The organism is Streptomyces sp. ATexAB-D23 (assembly GCF_000373645.1).
Classification (GTDB): Bacteria; Actinomycetota; Actinomycetes; order Streptomycetales; family Streptomycetaceae; genus Streptomyces; species Streptomyces castrisilvae.
Genome location: NZ_KB892013.1, coordinates 142,114 through 165,287 on the forward strand (window position 1 = coordinate 142,114; position 23,174 = coordinate 165,287).

Genomic DNA, 23,174 nt, shown 5'->3' on the forward strand with positions numbered 1-23,174 from the left:
GCGGCGCACGGCCGGCCGGCCCGCGCCCCCGGGCGGTGCCGGGGGCCGACGGGCCGGCTGCCGTCATCGGGCCTGCGGGGCCGCTGCCCCGAGGAGCAGTGCGCGCAGTCCGTCCGGGTCGGCGACGACGGCGTCGGGCTCGGCCTGGACGACGTAGGGGCGGTCGTAGGTGCCGCGGGCCTCCATCAGGACGGTGGCGCCGGCCCCGGCGCGCCTGCCGCACAGCACGTCGCGGTCGTAGTTGTCGCCGACGTACCAGCAGCCGGCCGGGTCGGTGTTCAGGGCGCGGGCGGCGATGCGGATCATCTCGGGGTTGGGTTTGCGGACGGCGACCTCGTCGCTGTAGACCTGCACCGCCACCCGCTTGTCGAGGCCGTGTTCGGCCATGTAGTCGCGGTGCACCGATCCGGCGAGGGCGTTGGAGACGATGCCGACGGCGATGCCGAGGTCGTCGCAGGTGTCGAGGAGTTCGGACATGCCGGAGCGGGTGGCGCGGTCCTGCTTGAGTTCGCCGAGCCGGTGGCAGAGCGGATCGGCGTGCGCGGTCACCCAGGCGAGTGCCGCGGGCGGCCAGTCCGCGGCGACGAATTCGCTCCAGTAGCGCTGGTGGGTCATCTCCTCGGGTGCGGCCGGCCGGCTCATCGCGTTCTTCCAGTGCGAGTCGGCGGCCGAGCCCGCCCTGAGGTCCGCCTCGATGTGGTCGACGCTCAGTTCGTGGCAGCCGGCCGCGCTGAGTGCGGTGTGCAGTTCGGTGGCGAGTTCGTGCGCCCAGGCGGGCCGGTTGGTCGTGGCGACGACCACCCCGCCGAAGTCGAGCAGGAGGGCTGTGGGTCGGGTCAGCTGGCCCATGTGGCGGTGTTCTCCTTCGTGAGTGCGGCGTCGGCCGCTTCGTCGGGCAGCCGGTCCCCCGACGCGTCGAACAGGTGCAGGTCGCTCGTGCGGACAGCGCAGCGCACGGCCGTTCCCGGGGCGGCGCACACGTCGGAGTACGAGACGAGGTACAGCTCGGTGTCCCCGGCGCTCACCAGTACGGTCCAGCTGGATCCGGTGGGCAGCGCGGTCTTCACGGTGGCGTCGAAGACGAGGGCCCCCGCGGGCGGCCGGTCCCCCTCGTCCAGGAGCCGCAGGTTCTCGGGGCGGGCGCCGATGGTGGCGAGCCGGCCGGTGAGGTCGGGGCGTTCGGCCAGGACCCGGTCGCGGGCGGTCTCGGTGAAGGCGTCGCCCCCGGCCTCGAAGAGGTTCATCGGGGGGCTGCCGACGAAGCGGGCGACGAAGGTGTTGGCCGGCCGGTTGTAGACCTCCATGGGCGGGGCCATCTGCTGGACGAGCCCCTTGTTCATCACCACGACGTGGGTGGCCATGGTCATGGCCTCCAACTGGTCGTGGGTGACGAAGACGATGGTGTGGCCGGTCTCGTCGTGGATGCGCTTGAGCTCGGCCCGCATGTCCAGCCGGAGCTGGGCGTCGAGATTGGAGAGCGGTTCGTCGAGCAGCAGTACGTTCGGGTTGACGGCGAGCATGCGGGCGAGGGACACGCGCTGCTGCTGGCCGCCGGAGAGCTGGGCGGGGTAGCGGTCGGCGGCCCACTCGATCTGCATCATCTTCAGCGCGGCGGCGGCGCGTTCGGTGCGCTCGGCCGCCTTGACCTTGCGGACCCGCAGGCCGAACTCGACGTTCTTGGCGACTGTCAGGTGCGGCCAGAGCGCGTAGTTCTGGAAGACGAGGCCCATGCCGCGCTTCTCCGGCGGGACGAAGACGCCGTCGATGGTGGAGTCCATGATGCGTCCGCCGACGGTGATGGTGCCGGCGTTGAGCGACTCCAGCCCGGAGATCATGCGCAGGGTGGTGGTCTTGCCGCACCCGGAGGGGCCGAGCAGGCACGTGAACGAGCCGTCGGGGATCTCCAGGTCCAGGTTGTCGACCGCGGGCGGTCCGGAGCCGTAGCTCTTGCGCACCGCCGAGAGTGTGATGGTCGGCATGACGTCTTCAGCCTCCGAGTCCGGACGACAGGTTGGTCTTGGTCAGGCGCTGGGTGAGGTAGGTGGCGAGGAAGGAGACCAGGGCGATGACGAGCACCACCGCGTTGGCCATCTGGTCGTAGGCGTAGTCGACGAGGTTGATCGACAGGGTGGTCAGCAGCTGGGTGCCGGTGGTGGTGAGCATGATGACGATGCTCAGTTCCTTCAGGCCCGAGATGAACGGCAGGATCACGCCGGTGGTCAGGGCACCGCGCTGGATCGGGATGATGATCTTGCGCAGCCGGGTGAACCAGCCGGCCCCGGATATCTGCGCGGCCTCCTCGGGTTCCCGGCCGAGCTGTGTCATGGCGCTGATGCCCGAACGCGAGGCGTAGGGCAGGTGGGTGACGGCCAGGACGAGCACCAGCAGGCTGACCGAGCCGTACAGGGCGGGGATCGGTCCGCGGCGTACGGCGAACAGGGAGAGGAAGGCCGCCGCGAAGGCGATGCCCGGCACCATGTACGGCAGAAAGCTGATCTGCCGCAGGAGCGAGCCGATTCTGCTGCCGCCGGCGCGGACCACGACGTAGCCGACGAGGAGTCCCACGACACCGCAGATGAGTGAGGCGAGGCCGACGATGCGCAGACTGTTCCACGCGGCTTCGTAGAGTTCGCTGCCGCGCAGCACGCCGTGCGGGAAGCCGGGGGCACCCGAGAGGTGGGAGCCGATCCAGTACTTGAGGGTGAAGTTGTCGGCGCGGAAGACGCCGGGCGTCTTGGTGACCGTCGACAGGGCGAGGGTGGCCACCGGTATGACGACGCCCGCGGTGAACACGGCCAGCGCGGCGCCGAGTGCGGGCCAGCGCCAGCGCCCGAGGGCGGCCACCCGGTCCATGGCGCCCTTCCCGCCCACCGTAATGAACCGTTTCTGCTCCCTGGCGAGCCGGGTGTCGAGGAGGATCACCAGCACCCCGATGACCACGATGACCGCGGTCAGCACGGCGGTGACGCCGCGCTGGTGGCTGTTGACGGCCCGGAACAGCGAGGTGGAGAGCAGGCTGTAGTCGACGGGCAGGCCCAGGATGTAGGGCGTGCCGAAGGTGCCGAGGATCCGGCCGAAGACCAGCAGGACCGAGGAGGACAGCGACGGCAGCATCAGCGGGAGGGTGATCCGGCCGGCGACCGTGCGGCGGCCGGCACCCAGGATGCGCGCGGAGTCCTCCAGCTGGCTGTCGATGCGGCGCAGCGCGTTGCCGAAGAGCAGGAGGACGAACGGGTAGTAGTGCAGGCCGAGGCAGAGGATGATCGGTACCTGGCCGTACGCCAGCCAGTTGGGCGTGTGTACGCCCCACGACTCCAGGATGCCGATCTGTCCGCCGGAGGAGTCGTTCTTGAAGAGCGCCAGCCAGGCCAGCGCGAAGGTCCAGGACGGCAGCATGTACGGCACGACGAGCGCGGTGGACAGCCACTTGCGGCCCACCACGTTGGTGCGGGTCAGCAGCCAGGCCATGGAACCACCGAGCAGCACGGCCACGACCGTGACCCCGAGTGCCACCACGACGGTGTGCAGCAGGGGCTGCCAGAACAGCATCTTGGCCACCGGCGAGCGGAAGACCCGCCAGAAGTAGTAGCTGGTGAGGCTGCCGGGTGTCTGCCGGGCCTGGCTCTCGTCGCCGTACTGCACCTGCGTGGAGTCGGAGAGCACCGCGATCAGCGGCGCGAGGACCAGGTAGAGGAGGGCGATGACGAGCAGGACGCCCAGAAGGTGCGTCGGCTCGTGCCGTAGGACGCTCAGCCGGTAGCGCAGTCGGCTGAGCCGGGTCCCCGCCGGCCCGTCTTCTTCGGGTGGGGCGGTGTCTGGTGAACGGGTGGCGGCGGCCATACGCGGTTCTCCGTAACGTGTCCGTGTCCGTGTGCGGGCCGGCCCGGTCCGGGCGGACGGGCCGGCGGTCGATCAGCCGTGGTTGAGGCGCCAGAGGTCCTGCGTCGGCTGGAGGTTGTCGAAGTCGCTGCTGAGCCCGGCCGGATCGAAGACGAAGAGCTGCTTGTTCCAGTCGGTGAGGCCCTCCGGCATGACGGAGCCCTGCTTCAGCGTCGGGTTGCCGGGGACGCCGCCGGTGCCCAGCTGGGTGTCCACGCCGTCCTGCGTGAGCATGAAGTACACGAACAGCTTCGCCGCGGCGGGGTGCTCGGTCTTGGCGGCGACGGCCGCGTACTTCGGGTACTGGTATCCGGCCCAGGGCTGCATCCCGGCGCAGACCCGCATGCTGTAGTTCTTGTCCTTCACGTCACGGAACTTCGCGTTGGACACGAGCGCGACGCGGTCCTTCGTCTGGTTCGGGGAGGCGACCGCGGCTGCGGCGTCGTCGTCGGACGAGGTGAGGATCGGGTTGTTCTTGGCCAGTGCCTTGATCCAGGCTTCCCCGGCCGAGTCCCCGGAGGGCAGTTCCTTCCCGTACTTCGTCTTGTACGCCTGCCGCAGCTGGGTGTCTCCGCCGGCCTTCAGCTGGTTGAAGAACTCGACGATGTTGGGCTTGCCCAGCGGGTCCTGCATGGCGACCTTGCCCTTCCAGGCGGGGTCGGCCAGGTCCCAGATGTTGTTCACCGGACAGCCCTTGGGGAACAGCTTGGGGTTGTAGATCCACATGTTGCCCTTGGACAGGATCTGCAGGGGGCTCTGCCGGGCGGCGGGGATGTCCTGGGCGAGGCTGCCGGGTATCCAGGTGTAGACGACCTTCTGTGCCAGCAACTGGCCGACGAGTGAGGGCCCGTCCTCGTAGAAGGTGGCGTCGATGGTGACGTTTCCGGCCTGGTTCTCCCGGGTCATCTTCTCCAGGGTGTCGCCGACCTTGCTCTTGACTCCTGTGGCCTTGATGCCGTACTCGGCGGTGAAGGCCGCGGCGGTCTTGGTGATGTCACCGGTGCTGTCGTAGACGGTGACGCTGCCCTCCTTCTTCGCCTCGGCGACGAGCGCGTCCAGGTCGAAGTCGGCGTCGATCTGCGGCTTCGCGCTCGCCTTGGCTTCGGCGTCCCCACCGGCCGGGGCGCTGGACGGCGCGCAGGCCGCGGCGGCGCCGAGCGCACCCGCGAGGGCGAGGGATACGGCGATGCGCCGACGTCGGCCGCCGGACCGGGCGACGGCTCCGAAAGAAAAGCTGGGCATGGTGTGACCTCCCGCGGTGTCCCGGGGGATTCCGGGCTCGAATGGCGTGGTCCGAGGCCAGCGAGCACCGCTCGGCGACCTGATGCCCGACAGCTTCGACCTGCCCGAAGGACTATGTCAAGACATCAGCATGAAAACAGAACACGCGGTGTTCACCGCGTGGCAACCTGTTGGCCATCTCCCCTCCGGCCGGAGAGGAATGACGCACCGTTGACGCGCCTCTTTATTTGTCAGCACATTCTTATGTAAGGTCCGTCCCCATCGATGCGTGACCCACTTCCGTCAAGGAGGAACCATGCACAGACGTACCCGCCTGGCCGCCGGCCTCGCCGTGCTCGCGACGGCGCTGACCGCCACGACCGCCACCGCTTCGACGCCCCCGCTCCCCGGCAACCACTCCGTTCCGCCGGTCTACGCCAAGGCCGAGACCCCGGCACTCTTCGACGACGACGCCGGCAACAACTCCAACGCCGACGACCCCGCGATCTGGTACAACTCCGCGCACCCCGGCTCCAGCCTGGTGCTGGGCACGGCCAAGCAGGGCGGCCTGGACGTCTACCGCCTCGACGGCTCGCTGGTGCAGTCCCTCCCGGCCCCGTCCGCCCCCGCGGCCGGATCCGCTCCGGGCCGCTTCAACAACGTGGACGTGCTCACCGGTGTGCGCTTCCCCGACGGCCGGCGCTCGGACGTCGCCGTGGTCACCGACCGCGGGCGCGACCGCGTCCACTTCTACCGGATCGATCCCAGACGGCCGGCCGCACCGCTGACCGAGGTCACCGACGCCGCCGTCCCGCGCGCCTTCTCCGCGTCCGAGGCCGACGTCGACGACCAGTACACGGCCTACGGCACCGCCGCCTGGCGCGACCCGCGCACCGGCCGCTCGTACCTGCTCGCCAGCCGCCGCCACACCGCCGACGTGGGACTGTTCGAGATCCAGGTGACGCCCGCGGGCACCGTTACCTACCGGAAGGTCCGCACGCTCACGCTGCCGAGCACCTTCCACACCCCCGGCGGCACCTGGAGCCCGTGCGAGGACCCCGGCAACGGCCCGCAGATCGAGGGACTGACGGTGGACGCCGCCCGGGGCGTGGCCTACCTGGGCCAGGAGGACGTCGGCATCTGGAAGATATCCGCGAACCTGACGGGCACACCCGCACTGGTCGACCGCACCGACCAGTTCGGCGTCCCCGCGGTGTACGACCCGGTCAGCGACGAGTGCGTGCCCGGAGCCGATCCCGGCTACGGCGGCGACCATCTCGTCGCCGACGCCGAGGGACTCACCCTGTTCCGCGCGCCCTCGGGCCGGCAGTACCTGATCGTCTCCAGCCAGGGCGACTACACCTACTCGGTCTACGACACCTCGCGCGGCGACCGGTGGACCGGGGCCTTCCGGGTCGCTTCCGGCCCGTCCGTCGACGGCTCCGAGGAGACAGACGGCATCGCCGCCACGGGCCAGGCGCTCGGGACCGCCTTCCCGCACGGCCTGTTCGTGGCGCAGGACGGCTACAACGCCCCGGCGACCGGTGACGACGGCGACCGCACCGACACCAACTACAAGCTCGTCGACCTGTCCGACGTGCTGCGCGCCGCCGGGGTCCGCTGACCGGACGGCCCACCCGGGGGTGGGCGGCGGACGCCGCCCACTCCTCCCCCCGCCACGGACCCGTGGGCCGGCCGCGCTCCGCGTCCGGCCGTGAGAGAGGCCCCGCGTGACCGTCACCGTCGCCCTGTGCGTCACCGCCGTCGCCTTCGTCTTCATCTGCGGAGCCAACGACGGCGGTGCTCTGCTGGAGCTCGCCGTACGGCACCGCAGCCGCTCGGCGGGGCTCCTCCTCGCGCTGCTCGTCCTGGCGGTCGGGCTGGGACCGGACATCTTCGGCCTAGCCGTCGCCCGCACCTTCACCGGACGCCTCGGTGAGGGTCCGCCCGGCGCCGCCCGACTGGTGTTCCTGGCGGGCGCCGGGGCCTCGGTCGCCCTGGTCCTGCTGCTGACCTGGCGCGGCGTTCCCACCTCACTGACCCTGTCCGTCCTGGGCGCGCTGGCCGGTGCGGATGTCGCCCTCGGGGTCCGTCCGGCATGGGGACACCTCGGGGTGGTGCTGGCCATCGGCGCCGCCGCGCCCCTGGTGGGGGCGGGAGCCGGCTGGCTCATCGGGCGCGCGCTGCACCGGGCCCCCTCACTGCGCGGCATGCCGCGCGTGGTGAGCGGACTGCAGCTGGCGGCCTTCGGATCCCAGTGCCTGGCCTACGCGGCCAATGACGGGCAGAAGATGTTCGCGGTGGTCGCCGTGGCCTTCGCGGGGGACGCTCTGATGCCGGAGCCGTGGCAGGCCGGTGACGTCATGGTGGCCGCGGTGTTCGCTGCGGGCGCCATGGCGGGGGCGCGCAGGGTCGCCCGCGGCGCGACCAGCAGGCTGCTCACCACCCGGCCCTGGCAGGTGATGTCCGCCGAATTCGCCTCGTCCGCCGCGGTGCTCTCCACGGCCGGCTTCGGTATGCCGGTGAGCATGACCCAGTCCGTGGCCGGGGGGCTGGTCGGTACCGGCGTCAGCGAGGGCGGCGGCCGCCTGCGCTGGCAGTTCACCGTCCCGCTGCTGACCGCCTGGCTGGTGACGCTGCCGGCCAGTTTCGCCGCCGGCGCCCTGGCCGGCCTGATCCTCAAGGGAGTCACCTCATGGTGAGCGCGACCGTGCGCCGCGTCATCGGCGACCTCACCGGACGCTCGCACCGCAGAACCATCGGCCTGCTCACCGCCCAACTGGACGCGACCGTCAAGGGAGTCGACCTCGCTGCGGACCTCGCCGCCGGGCGCATCGCCCCGGCCGAGGCACGCGTACGCATGGCCGATGTGGAGCACGAGGGCGACGAACACCGGGCCGCGCTGGTCGCCGAGCTGTTCACGACCCTGACCACGCCGATCGACCGCGAGGATCTCTACCGCTTCTCCCGGTCCGTCGACGACGTCCTCGACGGTCTGCGGGACCTCGTCCGGGAGACCGACCTGTTCGGCATGCCCGGCGACCCGGCCGACCTGCCCGCTCTGCGGGCGGTGCGCGAGGGCCTGGTCTCCCTGCGCGGGGCGGTCGCCGAACTGCTGGGCGACCCCGGCCTGGTGCACCGGGGCGCCATGGCCGCCCGTAAGGCGGCGGGGCGGGTGCGACGCGCGTACCAGGAGGCCGTCGCCGCACTGTTCCGCGAGGAACTGAGCGCCGGCACGCTCAGCCGCCGGGAGCTGCTGCGCCGTCTCGACGGCATCGGGCGGCGCCTGAACGACGCCGCCGCCGACCTGTCCGACGCCCTGCTCAAGCGCGGGCACTAGGTGTATTGCCCTGTCCGGCGGATCTTCGTGGATCAGCCCGCGGCGTCCGGTGCATCCCCGAGTTCTCGGCTCCGCTCGAACAGGGGAGACCCCACTCCTCGGCGTGCGCCCGAATCGCCCTCGTACTGGACGTACTCGGGTGATTCGGGCGTACGGCGAGAGTGCGTGCCAGGCGTCGCGGGCCCGCGAAGGTCCGCCGGACAGGCCCTGAGCCTGAGCCGTACGCCGCCGGCCCGCCCCGCACGCACGGGCGCACCCGGCCCGCCCGCACGTCAGTGGGCCGCGACGGTCATCTCGAACGAATAGCGGGAGGCGCGGTAGACATGCGATCCGTACTCGACCGGTTTCCCGGAGCCGTCGAAGGCGGTGCGGGTCATGGTGAGCAGGGTGGCACCGCGGGTCTCGTCGAGCAGCCGGACCTCGGCGGCCGTCGCCCTCCGGGCTCCGATGGTCTGTTCGGCGGTACTCAGAGCGGCCCCGGACCGGCGCATCTGCTGATACAGGCCCCCCTCGGCCAGTGCCTCCAGGTCGAGCTCGATCACGCCCTGCGGAAGGTAGTTGTGCAGCAGGGCGATCGGCTGGTCGTCGGCGAGGCGCAGCCGCTCGATGGACACCACCGGCTTCCCCTCCTCCAGACCGAGTGCGGTGGCGACGGCCGCCTCGGCCGGCGCGGTCTCGACGGAGAGCACCTGCGTGGTCGGGCGACGGCCGTCCCGTTCCAGGTCCTCGTAGAGGCTGGTGAACTCGACCTGACGCCGTATCCGGTTGGTGACGACCTGGGTGCCCACGCCCCTCTTGCGGGCCAGCAGCCCCTTGTTGACGAGGTGCTGCATGGCCTGGCGCATGGTCGGGCGGGACAGCCCGAACTCGTCGGCCATGACGATCTCGTTGCTCAGCCTGGTGCCGGGCGGCAACTCCCCCGCCTCGATGAGGTTCTGCAACTGCTGGGCGAACTGGAAGTACAGGGGGACCGGACTGCTCCGGTCGATCGTGATCTTCTTCGTGAGCGGTTCCACGTCACCCTCCCGCGCTCTGCTGCCGACATCCGACAGTATGCCTCAGTCCCCATTAGTTCCGTACGTCTTTATGTCTGAACAAACCCTTGCCCTTTTGCTTCCTCAGGGGATAGAAAACAGCTGGGCCGTCCTCGGCCCCCTTCCTGCCCGCACGAAAGGTTCGGCACATGCGCATTGGACTCATCGGTACGGGCCGTATCGGCGCGTTCCACGCCTCGACACTGGCCGCCCTGCCGGCCGTCACCGGCCTGATCGTCCATGATCCCGACGCACGCTCCGCCCGCACCGCGGCGGACGCCGTCGGGGCGGAGTGCGCCGACGGGCTCGACGCGCTGCTCGGCGCCGGTCTGGACGGAATCGTCATCGCGGCCCCCACCGGCTCCCACGCGGAGCTGATCCTCGCCGCCCACCGCGTGGGGCTGCCCGCCTTCTGCGAGAAGCCGGTCGCCTCCACCCTGGACGAGACCGACCGGGTGCTGTCCGCGCTGGAGGGTTCCGGCGCCCCCTTGCAGATCGGTTTCCAGCGCCGCTTCGACGCCGGCTACCGGGCGGCGCGCGAGGCCGTCGCGTCCGGCAGGCTCGGCTGGACCCACACCTTGCGGGCCTGCACGTCCGACCCGACTCCCCCGCACCCCGGCTACATCCCGGGTTCGGGCGGGATCTTCCGGGACTGCTCCGTGCACGACTACGACATCGTCCGCTGGGTCACCGGCCGCGAGATCACCGAGGTCTACGCGACCGGCGCCAACCGGGGCGAGGAGTTCTTCGCCGCCGCCCAGGACGTCGACACCGCCGTCTCCGTCCTCACCCTGGACGACGGCACCCTGGCCACCTGCACCGCCACCCGCTACAACGGCGCCGGCTACGACGTACGCCTGGAGGTCTGCGGTTCCGAGGGGACCGTCGTCGCCGGACTGACCGAGCAGGCCCCGCTGACCTCGGCCGAGGGGACGGCCTGGCCGGCCGGCACCCCGTACCCGGGCTTCATGGAGCGCTTCCAGGACGCCTACCGCGCCGAACTCACCGCCTTCACCGAGGTCGTGGCAGGCATCCGCCCCAGCCCCTGCACCGGTGAGGACGCCCGCGCCGCGCTGGCCGTGGCCGAGGCCGCCACCCGCTCGCGGGCCGAGGGCCGCCCCGTCGCGGTCTCCGCACCCGCACGGCCCCACGCCCTCGGCAACCGGCGGGGCTGAGCGGCGCCGCACGAACCGGCCCGCAGGCCCCCGGAAACGATCAGGGGCCGGTTTCGGATTGCTCCGAAACCGGCCCCTGATCTACGACTGTCTCCAGTCGGGACGACAGGATTTGAACCTGCGACCCCTTGACCCCCAGTCAAGTGCGCTACCAAGCTGCGCCACGTCCCGATGCCCGTCTGACCTGGGGATTCCCCCTGGCTGATCGCGCAAGAGAACAATACCGCACTTCATCGGGTGGTCACGAACCCCTTTGGGCGCTTGACCTCGACCTAGGTTGATGTTCAACGCTTTCAGCATGACAAGGACGACTGCAGCGCCGGGGCCCGCCTACCGCGATCTGCCCCGGCTGATGAGCCTGATGACCGGCGACGAGAAGCACGGATCCGCCGCCACCTCGACCCTGGACGCCCTGTGGGTGCTGTACGACCGGGTGCTGCGGGTGACTCCGCAGACCGTGGACGATCCGGGGCGGGACCGCTTCCTGCTCTCCAAGGGGCACGGGCCGATGGCGTACTACGCGGTCCTCGCCGCGCACGGATTCCTCGGCGAGGAGTCGCTGACCGGCTTCGGAGCGTACGACTCGCCGCTCGGGCACCACCCCGACCGGATGCTCGTGCCGGGGGCCGAGATCGGCAGCGGGTCACTGGGGCACGGGCTGCCGCTGGCCGTGGGCAGCGTGCTGGGGCTGCGCGCCCAGGGGCTGACCGGCCCGCGGGTGTGGGTGCTCACCGGGGACGCCGAGCTGGACGAGGGGAGCAATCACGAGGCCATCGCGTTCGCCGGACCGACCGGGCTGGAGCAGCTGCACACCGTCGTGATCGACAACGCGTCGGCGTCGTACGGCCGCCCCGGGGGCATCGCCGAGCGGTTCGCGACGGCGGGCTGGTCGGTCGGCTCCGTGGACGGGCGGGACCACGAGGCGCTGTACGCGGCCTTCACCGCGCCGCATCCGGGCCGGCCCCGGGCCGTCGTCGCCCGCGTCGCCCCCAAGCAGTGAGCGCACCACCAGTGGAAGACGAGAGGAAGAAGACGCCCCCCATGGACACCATGCGTGACCGTTTCATCGCCACCACCGCAAGCCTGCTCGACGAGGACCCCCGGCTGGCGCTCGTACTGGCGGAGATCAGCCGGGACGGCTTCGCCCAGGCGGAGCGGGACCATCCGGACCGGGTCGTCAACGTCGGCATCCGGGAGCAGCTGCTCGTCGGGGCCGGGGCCGGTATGGCCCTCACCGGCATGCGGCCGATCGTGCACACGTTCGCGAGCTTCCTGGTGGAGCGGCCGTTCGAGCAGGTCAAGCTGGACTTCGGGCACCAGGGGGTCGGCGGTGTGCTGGTGAGCGCGGGCGCCTCGTACGACTGGCCGGCCGGCGGATTCACGCACATGGCGCCGGGGGACGTGGCGCTGATGGACACGCTGGACGGCTGGACGGTGCACGTGCCGGGCCACCCCGACGAGGCCGAGACCCTGCTGCGGGAGGCCGCCGCCGGGGAGGGGCGGGTGTACGTGCGGCTCTCGTTGCAGTCGAACCGGTCGGCGCGTCCGGTCGGCGGGGCCGGCGGGTTCAGCACGGTGCGCGAGGGTACGGGCGGTGTGGTCGTCGCCGTCGGGCCGATGCTCGACAACGTCCTGGCCGCCACCCAGGGGCTCGATGTCACCGTGCTGTACGCGACGACGGTGCGCCCGTTCGACGGGGAGGGCCTGCGCCGGGCGGTGGGCGACCGGCCGGCCGGTGAGGTGGTGATCGTCGAGCCCTACCTGGCGGGCACGTCCACGGCGGCCGTCAACGACGCGCTGGCGGCGCTCCCCCACCGGATCCTGGGGCTCGGCGTGGCCCGCGAGGAGCTGCGCAGGTACGGGACGATGGACGAGCACCTCGCGGCCCACGGCCTGGACCCGCACGGGCTCCGCGAGCGGATCGGCCGGTTCCTGGGCCGTTAGGGCGGAGCGCCCGGCGGGCTCAGTGCGCGGCGAGCAGTTCTCCGTACCAGGCGAGTGTGGCGTCGAGGGTGGCCGGCATCGGGTTCGGGGCGAGGCCGTACGCCTTCTCGATGGCCGATGAGTCGACGATCTGCGCCTCCGTGTGCTGGTAGAACATCTCGGCGTACTCCGCCATGAACACCTCGTCGAACGGGCCGAACGGGCGCGGCTCCGCGACGACGGTGAGGTTCAGGGGGCGGCCGACGCGCTCCGCCACCAGGTCCAGGATCCGGCGGGTGGTGAGCGCGGGCGCCGTGGGCAGGTGCCAGACGCGGCCGTCCCCGTCCGGGTTCCCGCCGAGCGTCGCGAGGCCCGCCGCCACGTCGCCGATGTACGTGTAGCTGTGCGGCAGGTCGATGTCGCCGAGCGCCGGGACCTCTCCCCCGGTGAGCGCTGCCGGGAAGACCGCCCCGCCGAGAGTGGAGTTGAGGACGCCGGGGCCGACGAAGTCGGCGGACCGGCCCAGCACGACGCGCAGCCGGCCCGCTTCGTGGGCGGCGAGGTAGCCGGTGTCCAGCTCCGCGCGCATGCGGCCCTTGCGGGTGGTCGCGTTCCACGGGGTGTCCTCGGTCATCACCGCGCCGTGCGTCTCGCCGTACGGGTAGAGCGTGTCGAGGACGACGAGGCGGGCGCCGGCCGCCTCGGCCGCCGCGAGGACGGCCCGCTGGATGCGGGGCATGACCTCGACCTGGAGGTGATAGCCGACGTTCACGCAGTGGTAGGCGACCGCCGCCCCGTCGAGCGCGGCGCGTGCTCCCTCGGTGGTCGACACGTCGGCGGCGAACCGCTGGACGCCGGCCGGGGCGTCCCCGCCGCCGGACCGGTCCACCAGTCGGACCTGGTGGCCCCGCCGGATCAGCTCCGCGGCGAGCGCGGTGCCGGCGGGGCCGGCGCCGAGGACTACGTGGAGATCACGTGCTGCGGTCATGAGGACTCCCGTGATTGCTGGTGACTGCTCATCGCTTTCGTTATTGACCATAACTCTTGCGATAGCGCGTCGCAATAGCCCTTGTTAGACTCCGTAACTGAAGTGAGCTTGCCTAGCGAGAGGGCCGGGAATGGCGGAGACGCAGCAGGGGCCGCGGGCCCGGTACCGGGAGCAGACCCGGGCGGAGATCAAGGAAGTGGCGCTGCGGCAGCTCGCCGACGGTGGCGTGGCGGCGCTCGCGCTCACGCGGATCGCCAAGGAGATGGGCCTGTCGGGCCCCGCTCTCTACCGCTACTTCGCCAGCCGCGACGACCTGCTGAGCGCCCTGATCCGGGACGCGTACGACGACGCCGCCACCGCGATCGGCGCGGCGGCGGCCACGGCCGAGGACCGGGCCCCGCGTGAGCGGCTGCGTGTACTGGCCGGGGCCTACCGCGGCTGGGCGATCACCCAGCCGCACCGCTATCTGCTGATCCAGGGCTCTCCGGTGCCGGGGTATGTGGCCCCCGCCGACACCCTGGAGCGCGCCCGTGCCGTGCTCGGGCCGTTCCTGCCGGTGTTCGCGGGCGGTTCGCCGGGGGCGGGTGTGGCCTCGGTGGTGGACCGGATGACGGCATGGCTGGAGGCGGACGCCGGCGTGGGCGCCTGGGTGGCCGGCTACGCGCCGGACACCGCGGGCGACCCGCAGACGTCGGCCGCCGCACTGGCCGGCGCGCTGCTGGCGTGGGCGCAGTTGCACGGGGCGGTGGGCCTGGAGGTGGCGGGGCAGTTCGCGGGCATGGGCCATGACGGTCAGACCCTGCTCGCGGCCCAGACCGGCATGCTGGCGGACGCCTTCGGCCTGGAGTGAGCCGTCCGCAACGCGCCTGCCGCGCCCGGTCGTCGGACCGGGCGCGGCAGGTGTACGGCTGCTGGGCGGCGGGTGTCAGGGGTGGACGAGCACCTGGGACAGGGCAACCCGGCCCGTGCCGGACGTCACGATCCGCACCGTGCGGGTCCGGCTGTCCAGGTTCACGACGGTGGGGCGCAGCGCCTTGCCGCTGACGTGGACGGTGGCGTCGTCGGTGACGATGTCGAAGTCGGCGGTGGTGGAGGAAGCGTCGTTCCAGACCTCGACCTGCCGGATGCGGCGTACGGCTCCCAGGTCCACCTGCCACCAGGCGCCGTCCTCGGAGAGGGTCGCGGTGTCGGTGTTGGTGTCGGCGTCCAGGGCGAGACCGGCCGTGGCCGTGCCGTCGGTGGAGGACTGGGTGGCCGTGCCCTTACGCGCCAGGTCGGTGCGCAGTTGTTCGACCGGGCCGCCGTGCGCGCCGGCGCGGGCCGCGACGGCGAGGGCCGCCGCCGGGAGCCGGTCGAGACCGGTGTGGTTGCCCGTCATGACGGAGCCCGTCCCGCCGAGTTCGGGTGCGGCGGTGTCGGTCCAGTTGCCGCGCGCGGTGTTCTCGATGCCGTAGTCCGCCCAGTTGGAGACCCACTTGTAGCCGATGCGGGTGATGACGTTCTTCTCGACGGTGATGTGCGAGGACTGTTCGTCCAGGTAGATGCCGTTGCCGTCGCGCTCGGTGTTGCCGTACGCGGAGCGGTTGATGTAGTTGCCGCTCAGGACCGTGCCGGGCTGTGCGCCCTGGGTGTAGATGGCGCCGCCGTCGTGCTGCTGGCGCGCGACCTCCATGACGTCGGTGATGCGGTTGTCCGTCACCTTGTTGTCGCGGAGCACGGACTTCTGCGCCTCGGGCTGGTTCCAGCCCCAGCCGACGGAGATCGCGGAGTACGGGAGGTGGTCCAGGCTGTTGTGGTCGATCGTCAGCTCCGCCTCGTAACCGGCCCAGATGCCGACCGCGTCGGTGTACTCGACGCCGGTGCGGCTGATGGTGTTGTACGCGACGGTGTTGCGCTCCCCGGCGAGCGGGGCTTCGGGCATCGGCTCGGTGTCACCGACGTACACCGCGCCCGAGGAGAGGTCGGTGAACGTCGAACGGGTCAGCGCGCTGTCCTTCGTGCCGGCTTCCAGGATCGCTCCGGCGCCGCCGAGGTGGGTGAACCGGCCGGTGTCGATGGTCACCCGCCGGCCGCCGCGTACGGTGACCGCGGCGGCGGGCTTGGTGTAGTAGCGGCCCGCGTGGTCGACGGGGCCGGTGGCACCGGTCAGGGTGAGACCGGCCTGCATGCCCGCGTAGCCCTCGTCGGTGTCGGGCTGCCGGTACGCCGCGTAGGCGAAGCCGATGCCGCTGACGGTGATGTCGTGACCGCCGTCGATGACGAGCAGCTGTTCGGTGCGCGGGGTCACGGCGCGCGCGTGGCGCATGTTCTCGCCGCGGCGCGGCAGGTAGGTGACGGTGCGGCCGGCCGAGTCCCAGACGAACTCACCGGGCTGGTCGAGGAGTTCGGGCGCGTTCTCGAAGAAGGCGACGCCGCTGTAGCGGGTGGAGTCGACGGCCGTGGAGTCCCACGCGGGGCCGGTGCGGTCGGTTCCGCTCGCGGAGTTGGTCCAGCAGGGCTGGGCGAAGGTGAGGGTGTCGCCGCTGACGTCCGCGATCCGGCAGTGGTAGTTGCGCCACCGGACGCGGATGACGGCTTCGGCGTCGGTGGGGCGCTGCCAGTGGTCGATGCCGGTCGCGGTGGCGCCGGTCATGCCGGTGGCGGTGGCGTCGCAGGTGCTCGCGGGGCAGGCGTCGCCACGGGCGCGGGTCGCGCGCCGGCCGTCGATGAAGAGCTGGCGCGGGGTGGTGCCGGCGGGGACGGCCGCGCTCCAGGTGCCGTCGGTCTTCTTCCGCCAGCCGGTGATGTCCTGGCCGCCGGAGAGGACGGGGTGGGCGCCGGGGGCCGCGGCCCAGGTGGTGCCGGAGTCCGCGGCGCCGAGCCTCAGGGGCGCGTCGAGCCGGTAGGTACCGTCCTTCAGGAGTACGCGGACGGCCCGCCGGGTCTCGGTGCGGGCCAGGTCGCGGGCGCCCTCGGGGGTGCAGGGGCGGGCGGCGGTGCAGGAGGTGCCCCGGCCGTCGGGGGCGGCGTACAGGGTGCGGGCCCCGGGAGCGGCCCCGGCGGCGGGGGCGGCGAGAAGGGCGGCCAGGAAGACCGCGGTGGCGGTGGCGGCGGTGGCGCGTACGACGTTCAGGGGGCGGTTCACGCGGTGGCCTTCCAGTCGGGGTGACCGGGCATGGGCGGGTTCACGGCCCCGAAGAGCCAGTCGCGCAGGAACGCGTCGAGTGACATGTCACGTGTGACATCCACGGTGTGACGGATGAAGGCCTCGGTGGTGTAGGTGGAGTCCTTGTAGCGCTTCACCCACTCGCGCATGACCTTGTCGAAGGCGCGCCCGCCGATCCGCAGGTTCAGGGCGTACAGGACGAGGGCGCCGCCGTCGTAGATGTTGGTGCCGCCGAGCGCGTCCGGCCGTCCGGGCGGGCCGTCGGCGGCGCGGACGGCGTCGAGCTTCTCGTAGGTGGCCTTCATCTTGTCGGCGAGTACGGACCAGCCGCGCTCCTCGCCGTACAGCCCCGCGTAGTACACGGCGGGGCCCTCGTTGAGCCAGGCCTGCTGCCAGTCGTGCGGGGTGACGGAGTCGCCGAACCACTGGTGGACGAGTTCGTGGACCATGGTGGTCTCGTAGCCGGGCTGCCCCTGGGCGTTGGGCTTGAACCAGCTGGTGGCGAAGAGCGAGAGGGTCTGGTTCTCCAGGGCGTCGGTGTAGCCGTCGTAGATGTGCAGCCCGTACACGGAGAACGGGTAACGTCCGAACTTCGCCTCCAGCCAGGCCAGATGGTCGGCGGTGCGGGCGACGACCGGGGCGTAGGTGTCCTCCTGGCCCTGCGGGACGATATGGCGCAGGGGAAGGCCGCGGTGGCTGCTGCCGTACAGGTAGGTGCCCTTGACGACGGCGATGCCGATGAGCTCGGTGGCCATGCGCTCGCGGAGGGCGAAGTGCCAGACGGTGGAGCCGTCGGCGCGCGGGGTGCGGTGGGTGAGTTCGCCGTTGGCGGTGGCGACGAAGCCCTTGGGGGCGGTGATGTGGAAGGTCCACGTCGCCTTGTCGGACGGGGTGTCGTTGCAGGGCAGGAAGGTGTCGGCGCGGGAGGACTGGGCGGCCGACGCGAAGCCGCCGTCGCTGCCGAAGTTCCAGCCGGTCAGGCCGAGCCGGGGCGCCTTGCCGTTGCCCCGGTAGCGGATCTCGACCGTGAACGCCTGGTGGTCGCGGAGGGGGCGGGCGGGGGTGACCGTCAGCTCCTGGCCGCTCTGGCCGGGCGTCAGTTCCCAGCGGGCGGGGCGGCCGGCGACGGTGACGGAGTCGATGGTGTGGCCGTCGGTGTCGAGGTTGAAGGCGGAGAGGTCCTGGGTGGCCTTCGCGCTGATCTTCACGATTCCGGTGAAGTCGTACGTCACCGGGGTGAAGTCGAAGGTCAGGTCGTAGTGGGTGACCTGGTAGCCGCCGTTGCCAAGCGTGGGGAACAGGGGGTCGCCGACGCCGTCGGAGCCGGGCTCCGGGGCGAATTGGTGCGGCCGTGCCAGGGCCGGGGTGCCGAGGGCGGGTACGGCGGCCGCTGCCGCCACGGTGGCACCGCCGAGTGCGAGGACCTTGCGTCGTGTCGTCACTTCTTCCCCTTCTGGAAGGCTTCCTCGAACTCACCGCGAGCCTTCTCGCCGCCCTTGGCCAGGTAGTCCTTGACCAGCTGGTCGTAGGCGGACATGGGCTTGCGGCCGGAGATGATGTCCTTGAGGGCGTCGCTCTTGAGCGTGCCGAGGCTGCCCGAACCCTTGGAGTCCCAGGTGGGCGAGGAGTACTGGAGCGTCGGGTCCGGCACCATCATCGGGATCATCCTGGTGAACGTGTCGTGGACGTGGCGCACGCCCTGCTCGGAGTCGGCGCTGAAGATCGCCGGCACCGCGGACGCGGCGAACTTCCAGGGCACGGTGACGTCCTGGGTGCCCTGCTTGGTCAGGGCCGGGTTGCCCTGGGCGTCACGGGTGAAGTCCCGTCCTTCGACGCCGTAGTTGATGAGGGTGTACTCCAGACTGCCGAACGGCGAGGCCGCGAAGTCGGCGAAGGCCAGGATCTCCTTGACGCGGTCCCCGGACGCCTTGCTGATGTGGGTGTTCTGGAGCGCGACGTTGTCCATCCAGGCGACGGCGTCCCTGCCGACCGGGACGAAGGGGCGCGGGTCGTACTTCTTGTCGATCGCCTTCATCGCGGCGATGTAGCCGACGCCCGGCGCCAGGTACGTGGGCATCCCGTCGTACACGTAGGCGCCCTTGCCGTTCTTGAACATGTCCGTGTACTGGGCCTTCTGCGCCCCGGACATCTGGAGGGTGCCCGGGTAGTAGCAGCCGGCCTTGTACAGCAGGCGGGCCGTCTCCACCGCCTTGCGGTACTCGGGCGTCTCCAGGTCGGCGGTGAACTTGCCGGTCTTCTCGTCCAGCCGCCAGAAACTGGGCGCGCCCGCCGACATCGCGAGCATGGTGGTGGCGCCCGCGATGATCGCGTACTGGTCCTTCTTGGGGCGGGTCAGCTCCTTGCACACCTCGACGAAGCGGTCGAGGTCGGTGATCTGGTCCAGGCTGGTGACACCGACCTCCTCGAAGAGGTCGTGGCGGTAGACCCCGGCGCCGCCGGTTCCGGTGCGGGCGATGGGGATGCCGTAGAGCTTGCCGCCGAAGATCGCGCCCTGCCAGGCGCCCTTGGGGATCGCGGCGAGGTTGGGATAGTCCTTGATCGCGTCCCCGGCGAGGTGCGGGGTCAGGTCGGCGCACTTCGCCCGGAGGAAGGCGGACTTGTTGTCGACACCGCCACTCTCCGGGTACATGAAGAGGTCGGGCAGGCTGTCGCTGGCGACCATGGTGGAGAACTTGGTGCCGTAGTCGTCGGCGGGCACGGCCGTGATGTTCACCTGGCCGCCGAGGAGCTTCTCGATCTCCTGCCAGGCGGCGTTCTTGCCGCGCGAGGGCGGCGGCGGGGAGAACGTCTCCATCGTGGCGCTGATCGGCTTCGCGCCCTTGAGCGGGGTGTTCTTCGTGGCCCGCAGCGGCTTGGCCGGGTAGCTGAAGAAGCCCTGCGGGACGCCGGCGGCGGTGCCTTCGAGGTCGGGGTTGAGCCCGATGTTGCGGATGGCGCTGTTCGGGAGCAGGGACGCGCTCTTGGCCTCTGCCTTCGCGGTCGTGCCGCCGTCGCCGCAGGCGGCGAGGAGCGGGGCGGCGGCGAGTGAGAGGCCGACGCCGGCGCCCAGGCGGAAGAGCGCTCTGCGGTTGATGGGGGTGGGGCTCGGCACCTGGATCTCCTTGGAAGAGGGAAAGGAAGGAGTGGGGGGCGGTGGCTGCGCTCAGCCCTTGACTGCGCCGGTGAGCACGCCCTTGGTGAAGTAGCGCTGGAGGAAGGGGTAGACGCAGAGGATCGGTACGACGGCGATCACCAGGACCGCCATCTGGACGGCCTGCTGCGGGGCGAGCACTTCGCCGGCCGAGGCCGCGTTGAGGCTCTGGCCCTGGAGGACGTAGGTCCGCAGCACCATGGGCAGCGGCCACTTGTCGGAGTCGTTGAGGTACAGGAGCGAGTTGAAGAAGGCGTTCCAGTACGTCACCGCGTAGAAGAGGCTGATCACGGCGAGGACGGCCTTGGACAGCGGCAGGACGATACGCACCAGGATGCGCAAGTCGCCGGCTCCGTCGACCTTGGCGGCGTCGTACAGCTCCTCCGGCAGGTTCATGAAGAAGGAGCGCAGGACGACCAGGTTGAAGGCGCTGACCAGGGTGGGCATGACGAGCGCCGCGTAGGTGTCGTACAGGCCCAGTCCCTTGACCAGGAGGAAGTTCGGGATGATGCCGGCGTTGAACAGCATGGTGAACAGGGCCGTCATCAGGATGAAGCGGGAACCGGTCACGTCGCGGCGGGAGAGTCCGTACGCCATGCCGACGGTGACGAGCAGGCTGGCGAGGGTCCCGAACACGGTGATGCCGACGGAGACGATCAGTGCCCGGGTGACGACTCCGCCCGTGAAGATCGTGCGGTAGGCGTCGAGGGTGGGGTGGTCGGGCCACAGCACGAGGCCGGAGCTCTTGATGATGTCGGTCTGCGAGGCGAAGCTCGTCCCGATGACGCCGACCAGGGGGTAGGCGACGGCGAGCACGACCACGACGACGGCGACGGCCTTCGCGGTCTGGCCGATCCGGGTCGGGCGCTCCATCCACGGCGGCCGGCCGTCGGATGTGCGCAGGGGGGCGGGTCGGGGCGCGGGTCCGGTGGTCCGGGCCGTGGCGCGCGTCTTCTCAGCGGTCAGCACCGCGGTACACCCCTTCGTGGCCGAGTCGGTGGGCGAACTTGTTGGCGCCCAGCACGAGTGCGGTGCCGATGACCGCCTTGACGAGTCCGACGGCGGCGGCGACGCCCCAGTCGTTGTCCTTGATGCCGTGGTAGTAGACGTAGGTGTCGAGGACCTCGCCCGCGTCCGGTCCGACCGCGTCGCGCTGGAGCAGGATCTGCTCGAAGCCGACGGAGAGGATCTGGCCGAGGTTGAGGATGAGCAGCAGGATGAGTACGGGGGCGATGCCGGGCAGCGTGACGTGCCACAGGCGGCGCCGGGGCCCGGCCCCGTCGATCGCGGCGGCCTCGTACTGCTGCCGGTCGATGTTGAGGAGGGCCGCGAGGATGATGATCGTGCCCCAGCCGGCGTCCTTCCAGGCCACCTGGAGGGTGAGCAGCCAGGGGAAGGCGTCGGGGTCGCTCATCATGTCGTAGCGCGGCAGTCCCAGGCCGCCCAGGAAGTCGGGCAGCACTCCGGCGCCGCCCAGGATCTGCTGGAAGATCGAGACGATGATGACCCAGCCGATGAAGTGCGGCAGGTAGACGACGCTCTGCACGAAGCGCCGGATGCGGTCGCTGGCGATGCTGTTGAGCAGCAGGGCCAGGGCGATGGGTATGGGGAAGAAGAACACCAGCTGGACGAGGGCGATCTCCAGGGTGTTGAACGTGGCGCTCCAGAAGGCCGGTTCGCTGAACGCCGCGGTGAAGTTGGCGAAGCCCACCCACACGCTGTGCATGTATCCGAGGTACGGCTGGTAGTCCTGGAACGCCACCACGTACCCGAGCAGTGGCACGTAGTGGAAAACGATGAAGTAGAGCAGGCCGGGCAGGGTGAGCAGCAGCATCACCCGGTCGCGTTTGATGCGCTGTCCGAGCGTGAGCCGGTGCGGTGCGGCGAGGGCCGGGCCGGCCTGCGGGGCGGGTTCTTCGCCCCGCTTTCGCCGCTTTCCGCGCGGCAGCGGGGGTGCTGTGTCAGCCATGGTGCGTCCTGTTCGGCTGGGTGGCGCGTGGTGAGCCTTCTGCGGCGGCAAGTTAGTAAGCGGTTAACCCAAGCGTCAAGGGATCCGGGCGAACGTCTTCGTCATGTGATCCCTCTCGGCGGGAATTCCGGGCGAATGAATGACCAAAAAGCCGCATGTTCCGCACATTTGGTGAGCGACCGAGCTTGACGGTCGGCCGCCGACCTCCTTAGCGTGCCGGTCATTCCATAGAACGCGATTACTATCCGGAGGCAGGGTGCGAACCACCGAAGAGGCGCCGGCTCGGTCCGGCACCGATGCAGCGGCCCCGCCCGGAAGGCGGCCGCGCACGGTGCTGGTCATGAGCACCGGGCTGCTGGACGACGTCTTCCCACCCGCCGTCCGGTCCCGGCTGGAGGAGACCGCGGATCTTCTCGACCCGGCCGTGATCAGCGAGTTCGGCTCCCCGGCCGCGCTCCGGGCACTGTCCGGGGCGGAGGTGCTGCTGACCGGCTGGGGCTGCCCGCCCGTCGACGCGGCACTGCTGGACCGGGCACCCGGGCTGCGGGCGGTCATCCACGCGGCGGGCACGGTGAAAACGTTTCTGTCCCCGGCCGCCTTCGAGCGCGGGATCGTCGTCTCGTCGGCCGCCGCGGCCAACGCGGTGCCGGTGGCGGAGTTCACGCTGGCCGCGATCATCATGGGTGCGAAGCGGGTGTTCCCGCTGGCCGGCCTCTACCGCGCCCGCCGCACACATCGCACCGCCGCCGACCTGGACCGCCACGCCTGGCTCGGCACGCACGGCCTGACCGTCGGCGTGGTCGGGGCGTCCAGGATCGGGCGCCGGGTGATCGAGCTGCTGCGGGTCCTGGACGCGGAGGTGCTGCTGCACGACCCGTATCTGGGCGCCGCCGAGGCAACGGCCCTCGGTGTCACCCCGGTCGACCTCGACACCCTCGTGGCGACCAGCGACGTGGTGAGCCTCCACGCCCCGGACACCCCCGAGACCCGGGGCATGATCGACGCGCGCCGGCTCGGCCTGATGCGCCCCGGGACCCTGCTCGTCAACACGGCGCGCGGCCCGCTCGTGGACACCGAGGCGCTGACCGGTCATCTGGTCGACGGCCGGCTCGACGCGGTCCTCGACGTCACATCGCCCGAGCCGCTGCCGCCCGGCCACCCCCTGTGGGACCTGCCCAACGTCTTCCTGACCCCGCACCTGGCGGGCGCCCAGGGCAACGAGGTGGGGCGGCTCGGGGCGCTCGCCGTGGACGAACTCGCGCGGTACGCGAGGGGCGAGCCGTTCGGGCATCCCGTGCACCGGGCCGACCTCGGGAGGATCGCATGACCACGCTCCCCCGGCAGGCTCT

General features: G+C 71.1%; 19 protein-coding genes and 1 tRNA gene. 8 read left to right on the top strand and 12 right to left on the bottom strand.

The genetic code is table 11. The features are described 5' to 3' along the window. Positions 1–63: 63 nt before the first annotated feature. The 4 genes from B082_RS0113755 to B082_RS0113770 all read right to left on the bottom strand — a co-directional run bounded on the left by B082_RS0113755 (position 64) and on the right by B082_RS0113770 (position 5,121). Positions 64–849 (bottom strand): HAD-IA family hydrolase, encoded by a 786-nt coding sequence (locus tag B082_RS0113755; protein WP_018552381.1) that lies wholly within the window; start codon positions 847–849, stop codon positions 64–66. Next, positions 837–1,979: an ABC transporter ATP-binding protein gene (locus B082_RS0113760; RefSeq protein WP_018552382.1), complete on the bottom strand. Its 1,143-nt coding sequence runs from the start codon at positions 1,977–1,979 to the stop codon at positions 837–839. The genes B082_RS0113755 and B082_RS0113760 overlap by 13 nt, the downstream gene beginning before the upstream one ends. A gap of 7 nt (positions 1,980–1,986) precedes the next feature. Continuing rightward, complete coding sequence (locus tag B082_RS0113765; RefSeq protein ID WP_018552383.1) at positions 1,987–3,840, bottom strand: ABC transporter permease; 1,854 nt, start codon at positions 3,838–3,840, stop codon at positions 1,987–1,989. A 72-nt stretch (positions 3,841–3,912) separates the two neighbouring features. Continuing rightward, positions 3,913–5,121, bottom strand: coding sequence for an ABC transporter substrate-binding protein (locus B082_RS0113770; protein ID WP_018552384.1), 1,209 nt, complete (start codon positions 5,119–5,121; stop codon positions 3,913–3,915). Between the two features lie 295 nt (positions 5,122–5,416). Between B082_RS0113770 and B082_RS0113775 the strand changes: the two genes are divergently transcribed. From B082_RS0113775 to B082_RS0113785, 3 genes are all read left to right on the top strand, one after another. Then, positions 5,417–6,724, top strand: a complete 1,308-nt coding sequence (locus tag B082_RS0113775) for a phytase (protein WP_018552385.1) — start codon at positions 5,417–5,419, stop codon at positions 6,722–6,724. A gap of 106 nt (positions 6,725–6,830) precedes the next feature. Then, positions 6,831–7,802 carry an inorganic phosphate transporter gene (locus tag B082_RS0113780; RefSeq protein ID WP_018552386.1) on the top strand — a complete coding sequence of 324 codons (972 nt, stop codon included), beginning with the start codon at positions 6,831–6,833 and terminating at the stop codon, positions 7,800–7,802. Continuing rightward, positions 7,796–8,440, top strand: a complete 645-nt coding sequence (locus tag B082_RS0113785; protein WP_018552387.1) for a DUF47 domain-containing protein — start codon at positions 7,796–7,798, stop codon at positions 8,438–8,440. The genes B082_RS0113780 and B082_RS0113785 overlap by 7 nt, the downstream gene beginning before the upstream one ends. 272 nt (positions 8,441–8,712) lie before the next feature. Here the strand turns inward: B082_RS0113785 and B082_RS0113790 are convergent, their stop codons facing one another. After that, positions 8,713–9,456, bottom strand: coding sequence for a GntR family transcriptional regulator (locus B082_RS0113790; RefSeq protein ID WP_018552388.1), 744 nt, complete (start codon positions 9,454–9,456; stop codon positions 8,713–8,715). A 167-nt stretch (positions 9,457–9,623) separates the two neighbouring features. On the opposite strand from B082_RS0113790, the gene B082_RS36100 reads away from it, so the two are divergent. Continuing rightward, a complete protein-coding gene (locus tag B082_RS36100) occupies positions 9,624–10,649 on the top strand; it encodes a Gfo/Idh/MocA family oxidoreductase (RefSeq protein ID WP_018552389.1) in 1,026 nt (341 codons plus the stop codon). A gap of 97 nt (positions 10,650–10,746) precedes the next feature. On the opposite strand, the gene B082_RS0113800 is transcribed toward B082_RS36100, so the two are convergent. Beyond that, positions 10,747–10,820 (bottom strand) — tRNA-Pro (locus B082_RS0113800). A 127-nt stretch (positions 10,821–10,947) separates the two neighbouring features. On the opposite strand from B082_RS0113800, the gene B082_RS0113805 reads away from it, so the two are divergent. Both B082_RS0113805 and B082_RS0113810 read left to right on the top strand, forming a co-directional pair. Continuing rightward, a complete protein-coding gene (locus tag B082_RS0113805; protein WP_026249769.1) occupies positions 10,948–11,649 on the top strand; it encodes a transketolase in 702 nt (233 codons plus the stop codon). A 41-nt stretch (positions 11,650–11,690) separates the two neighbouring features. Continuing rightward, positions 11,691–12,593, top strand: coding sequence for a transketolase family protein (locus B082_RS0113810; protein WP_018552391.1), 903 nt, complete (start codon positions 11,691–11,693; stop codon positions 12,591–12,593). 19 nt (positions 12,594–12,612) lie between these two features. Here B082_RS0113810 and B082_RS0113815 read toward each other — a convergent pair whose 3' ends face one another. Next, positions 12,613–13,560, bottom strand: coding sequence for an NAD-dependent epimerase/dehydratase family protein (locus B082_RS0113815; protein WP_018552392.1), 948 nt, complete (start codon positions 13,558–13,560; stop codon positions 12,613–12,615). 130 nt (positions 13,561–13,690) lie between these two features. Between B082_RS0113815 and B082_RS0113820 the strand changes: the two genes are divergently transcribed. Continuing rightward, entirely contained in the window at positions 13,691–14,410 is a 720-nt protein-coding gene (locus B082_RS0113820; RefSeq protein WP_018552393.1) for a TetR/AcrR family transcriptional regulator, read from the top strand. Between the two features lie 75 nt (positions 14,411–14,485). Here B082_RS0113820 and B082_RS40245 read toward each other — a convergent pair whose 3' ends face one another. The 5 genes from B082_RS40245 to B082_RS0113845 all read right to left on the bottom strand — a co-directional run bounded on the left by B082_RS40245 (position 14,486) and on the right by B082_RS0113845 (position 21,825). Further along, a complete protein-coding gene (locus B082_RS40245; protein ID WP_018552394.1) occupies positions 14,486–16,684 on the bottom strand; it encodes a right-handed parallel beta-helix repeat-containing protein in 2,199 nt (732 codons plus the stop codon). Then, positions 16,681–18,147 carry a M1 family metallopeptidase gene (locus tag B082_RS0113830; RefSeq protein ID WP_018552395.1) on the bottom strand — a complete coding sequence of 489 codons (1,467 nt, stop codon included), beginning with the start codon at positions 18,145–18,147 and terminating at the stop codon, positions 16,681–16,683. Before B082_RS0113830 ends, B082_RS40245 begins: the two co-directional genes overlap by 4 nt. Then, entirely contained in the window at positions 18,144–19,817 is a 1,674-nt protein-coding gene (locus B082_RS0113835; protein WP_018552396.1) for an extracellular solute-binding protein, read from the bottom strand. The genes B082_RS0113830 and B082_RS0113835 overlap by 4 nt, the downstream gene beginning before the upstream one ends. A gap of 51 nt (positions 19,818–19,868) precedes the next feature. Then, positions 19,869–20,729, bottom strand: a complete 861-nt coding sequence (locus B082_RS0113840) for a carbohydrate ABC transporter permease (RefSeq protein ID WP_026249770.1) — start codon at positions 20,727–20,729, stop codon at positions 19,869–19,871. An 82-nt stretch (positions 20,730–20,811) separates the two neighbouring features. Then, the gene (locus B082_RS0113845; protein WP_018552398.1) at positions 20,812–21,825 is read right to left on the bottom strand and encodes an ABC transporter permease; all 1,014 of its coding nucleotides are present in this window, start codon (positions 21,823–21,825) and stop codon (positions 20,812–20,814) included. Positions 21,826–22,165: 340 nt separating this feature from the next. Between B082_RS0113845 and B082_RS0113850 the strand changes: the two genes are divergently transcribed. Further along, positions 22,166–23,152: a hydroxyacid dehydrogenase gene (locus B082_RS0113850; protein WP_026249771.1), complete on the top strand. Its 987-nt coding sequence runs from the start codon at positions 22,166–22,168 to the stop codon at positions 23,150–23,152. Positions 23,153–23,174: the final 22 nt, after the last annotated feature.

Bases quoted from the DNA above. Each gene is read 5' to 3' on its own strand.
- B082_RS0113775 (WP_018552385.1), top strand. From the start codon at position 5,417: ATGCACAGACGTACCCGCCTGGCCGCCGGCCTCGCCGTGCTCGCGACG.
- B082_RS0113785 (WP_018552387.1), top strand. From the start codon at position 7,796: ATGGTGAGCGCGACCGTGCGCCGCGTCATCGGCGACCTCACCGGACGC.
- B082_RS0113765 (WP_018552383.1), bottom strand. From the start codon at position 3,840: ATGGCCGCCGCCACCCGTTCACCAGACACCGCCCCACCCGAAGAAGAC.
- B082_RS0113845 (WP_018552398.1), bottom strand. From the start codon at position 21,825: ATGGCTGACACAGCACCCCCGCTGCCGCGCGGAAAGCGGCGAAAGCGG.
- B082_RS36100 (WP_018552389.1), top strand. From the start codon at position 9,624: ATGCGCATTGGACTCATCGGTACGGGCCGTATCGGCGCGTTCCACGCC.
- B082_RS0113770 (WP_018552384.1), bottom strand. From the start codon at position 5,121: ATGCCCAGCTTTTCTTTCGGAGCCGTCGCCCGGTCCGGCGGCCGACGT.
- B082_RS0113805 (WP_026249769.1), top strand. From the start codon at position 10,948: ATGACAAGGACGACTGCAGCGCCGGGGCCCGCCTACCGCGATCTGCCC.
- B082_RS0113850 (WP_026249771.1), top strand. From the start codon at position 22,166: ATGAGCACCGGGCTGCTGGACGACGTCTTCCCACCCGCCGTCCGGTCC.
- B082_RS0113840 (WP_026249770.1), bottom strand. From the start codon at position 20,729: ATGGAGCGCCCGACCCGGATCGGCCAGACCGCGAAGGCCGTCGCCGTC.
- B082_RS0113815 (WP_018552392.1), bottom strand. From the start codon at position 13,560: ATGACCGCAGCACGTGATCTCCACGTAGTCCTCGGCGCCGGCCCCGCC.
- B082_RS0113820 (WP_018552393.1), top strand. From the start codon at position 13,691: ATGGCGGAGACGCAGCAGGGGCCGCGGGCCCGGTACCGGGAGCAGACC.
- B082_RS0113760 (WP_018552382.1), bottom strand. From the start codon at position 1,979: ATGCCGACCATCACACTCTCGGCGGTGCGCAAGAGCTACGGCTCCGGA.
- B082_RS0113810 (WP_018552391.1), top strand. From the start codon at position 11,691: ATGGACACCATGCGTGACCGTTTCATCGCCACCACCGCAAGCCTGCTC.
- B082_RS0113755 (WP_018552381.1), bottom strand. From the start codon at position 849: ATGGGCCAGCTGACCCGACCCACAGCCCTCCTGCTCGACTTCGGCGGG.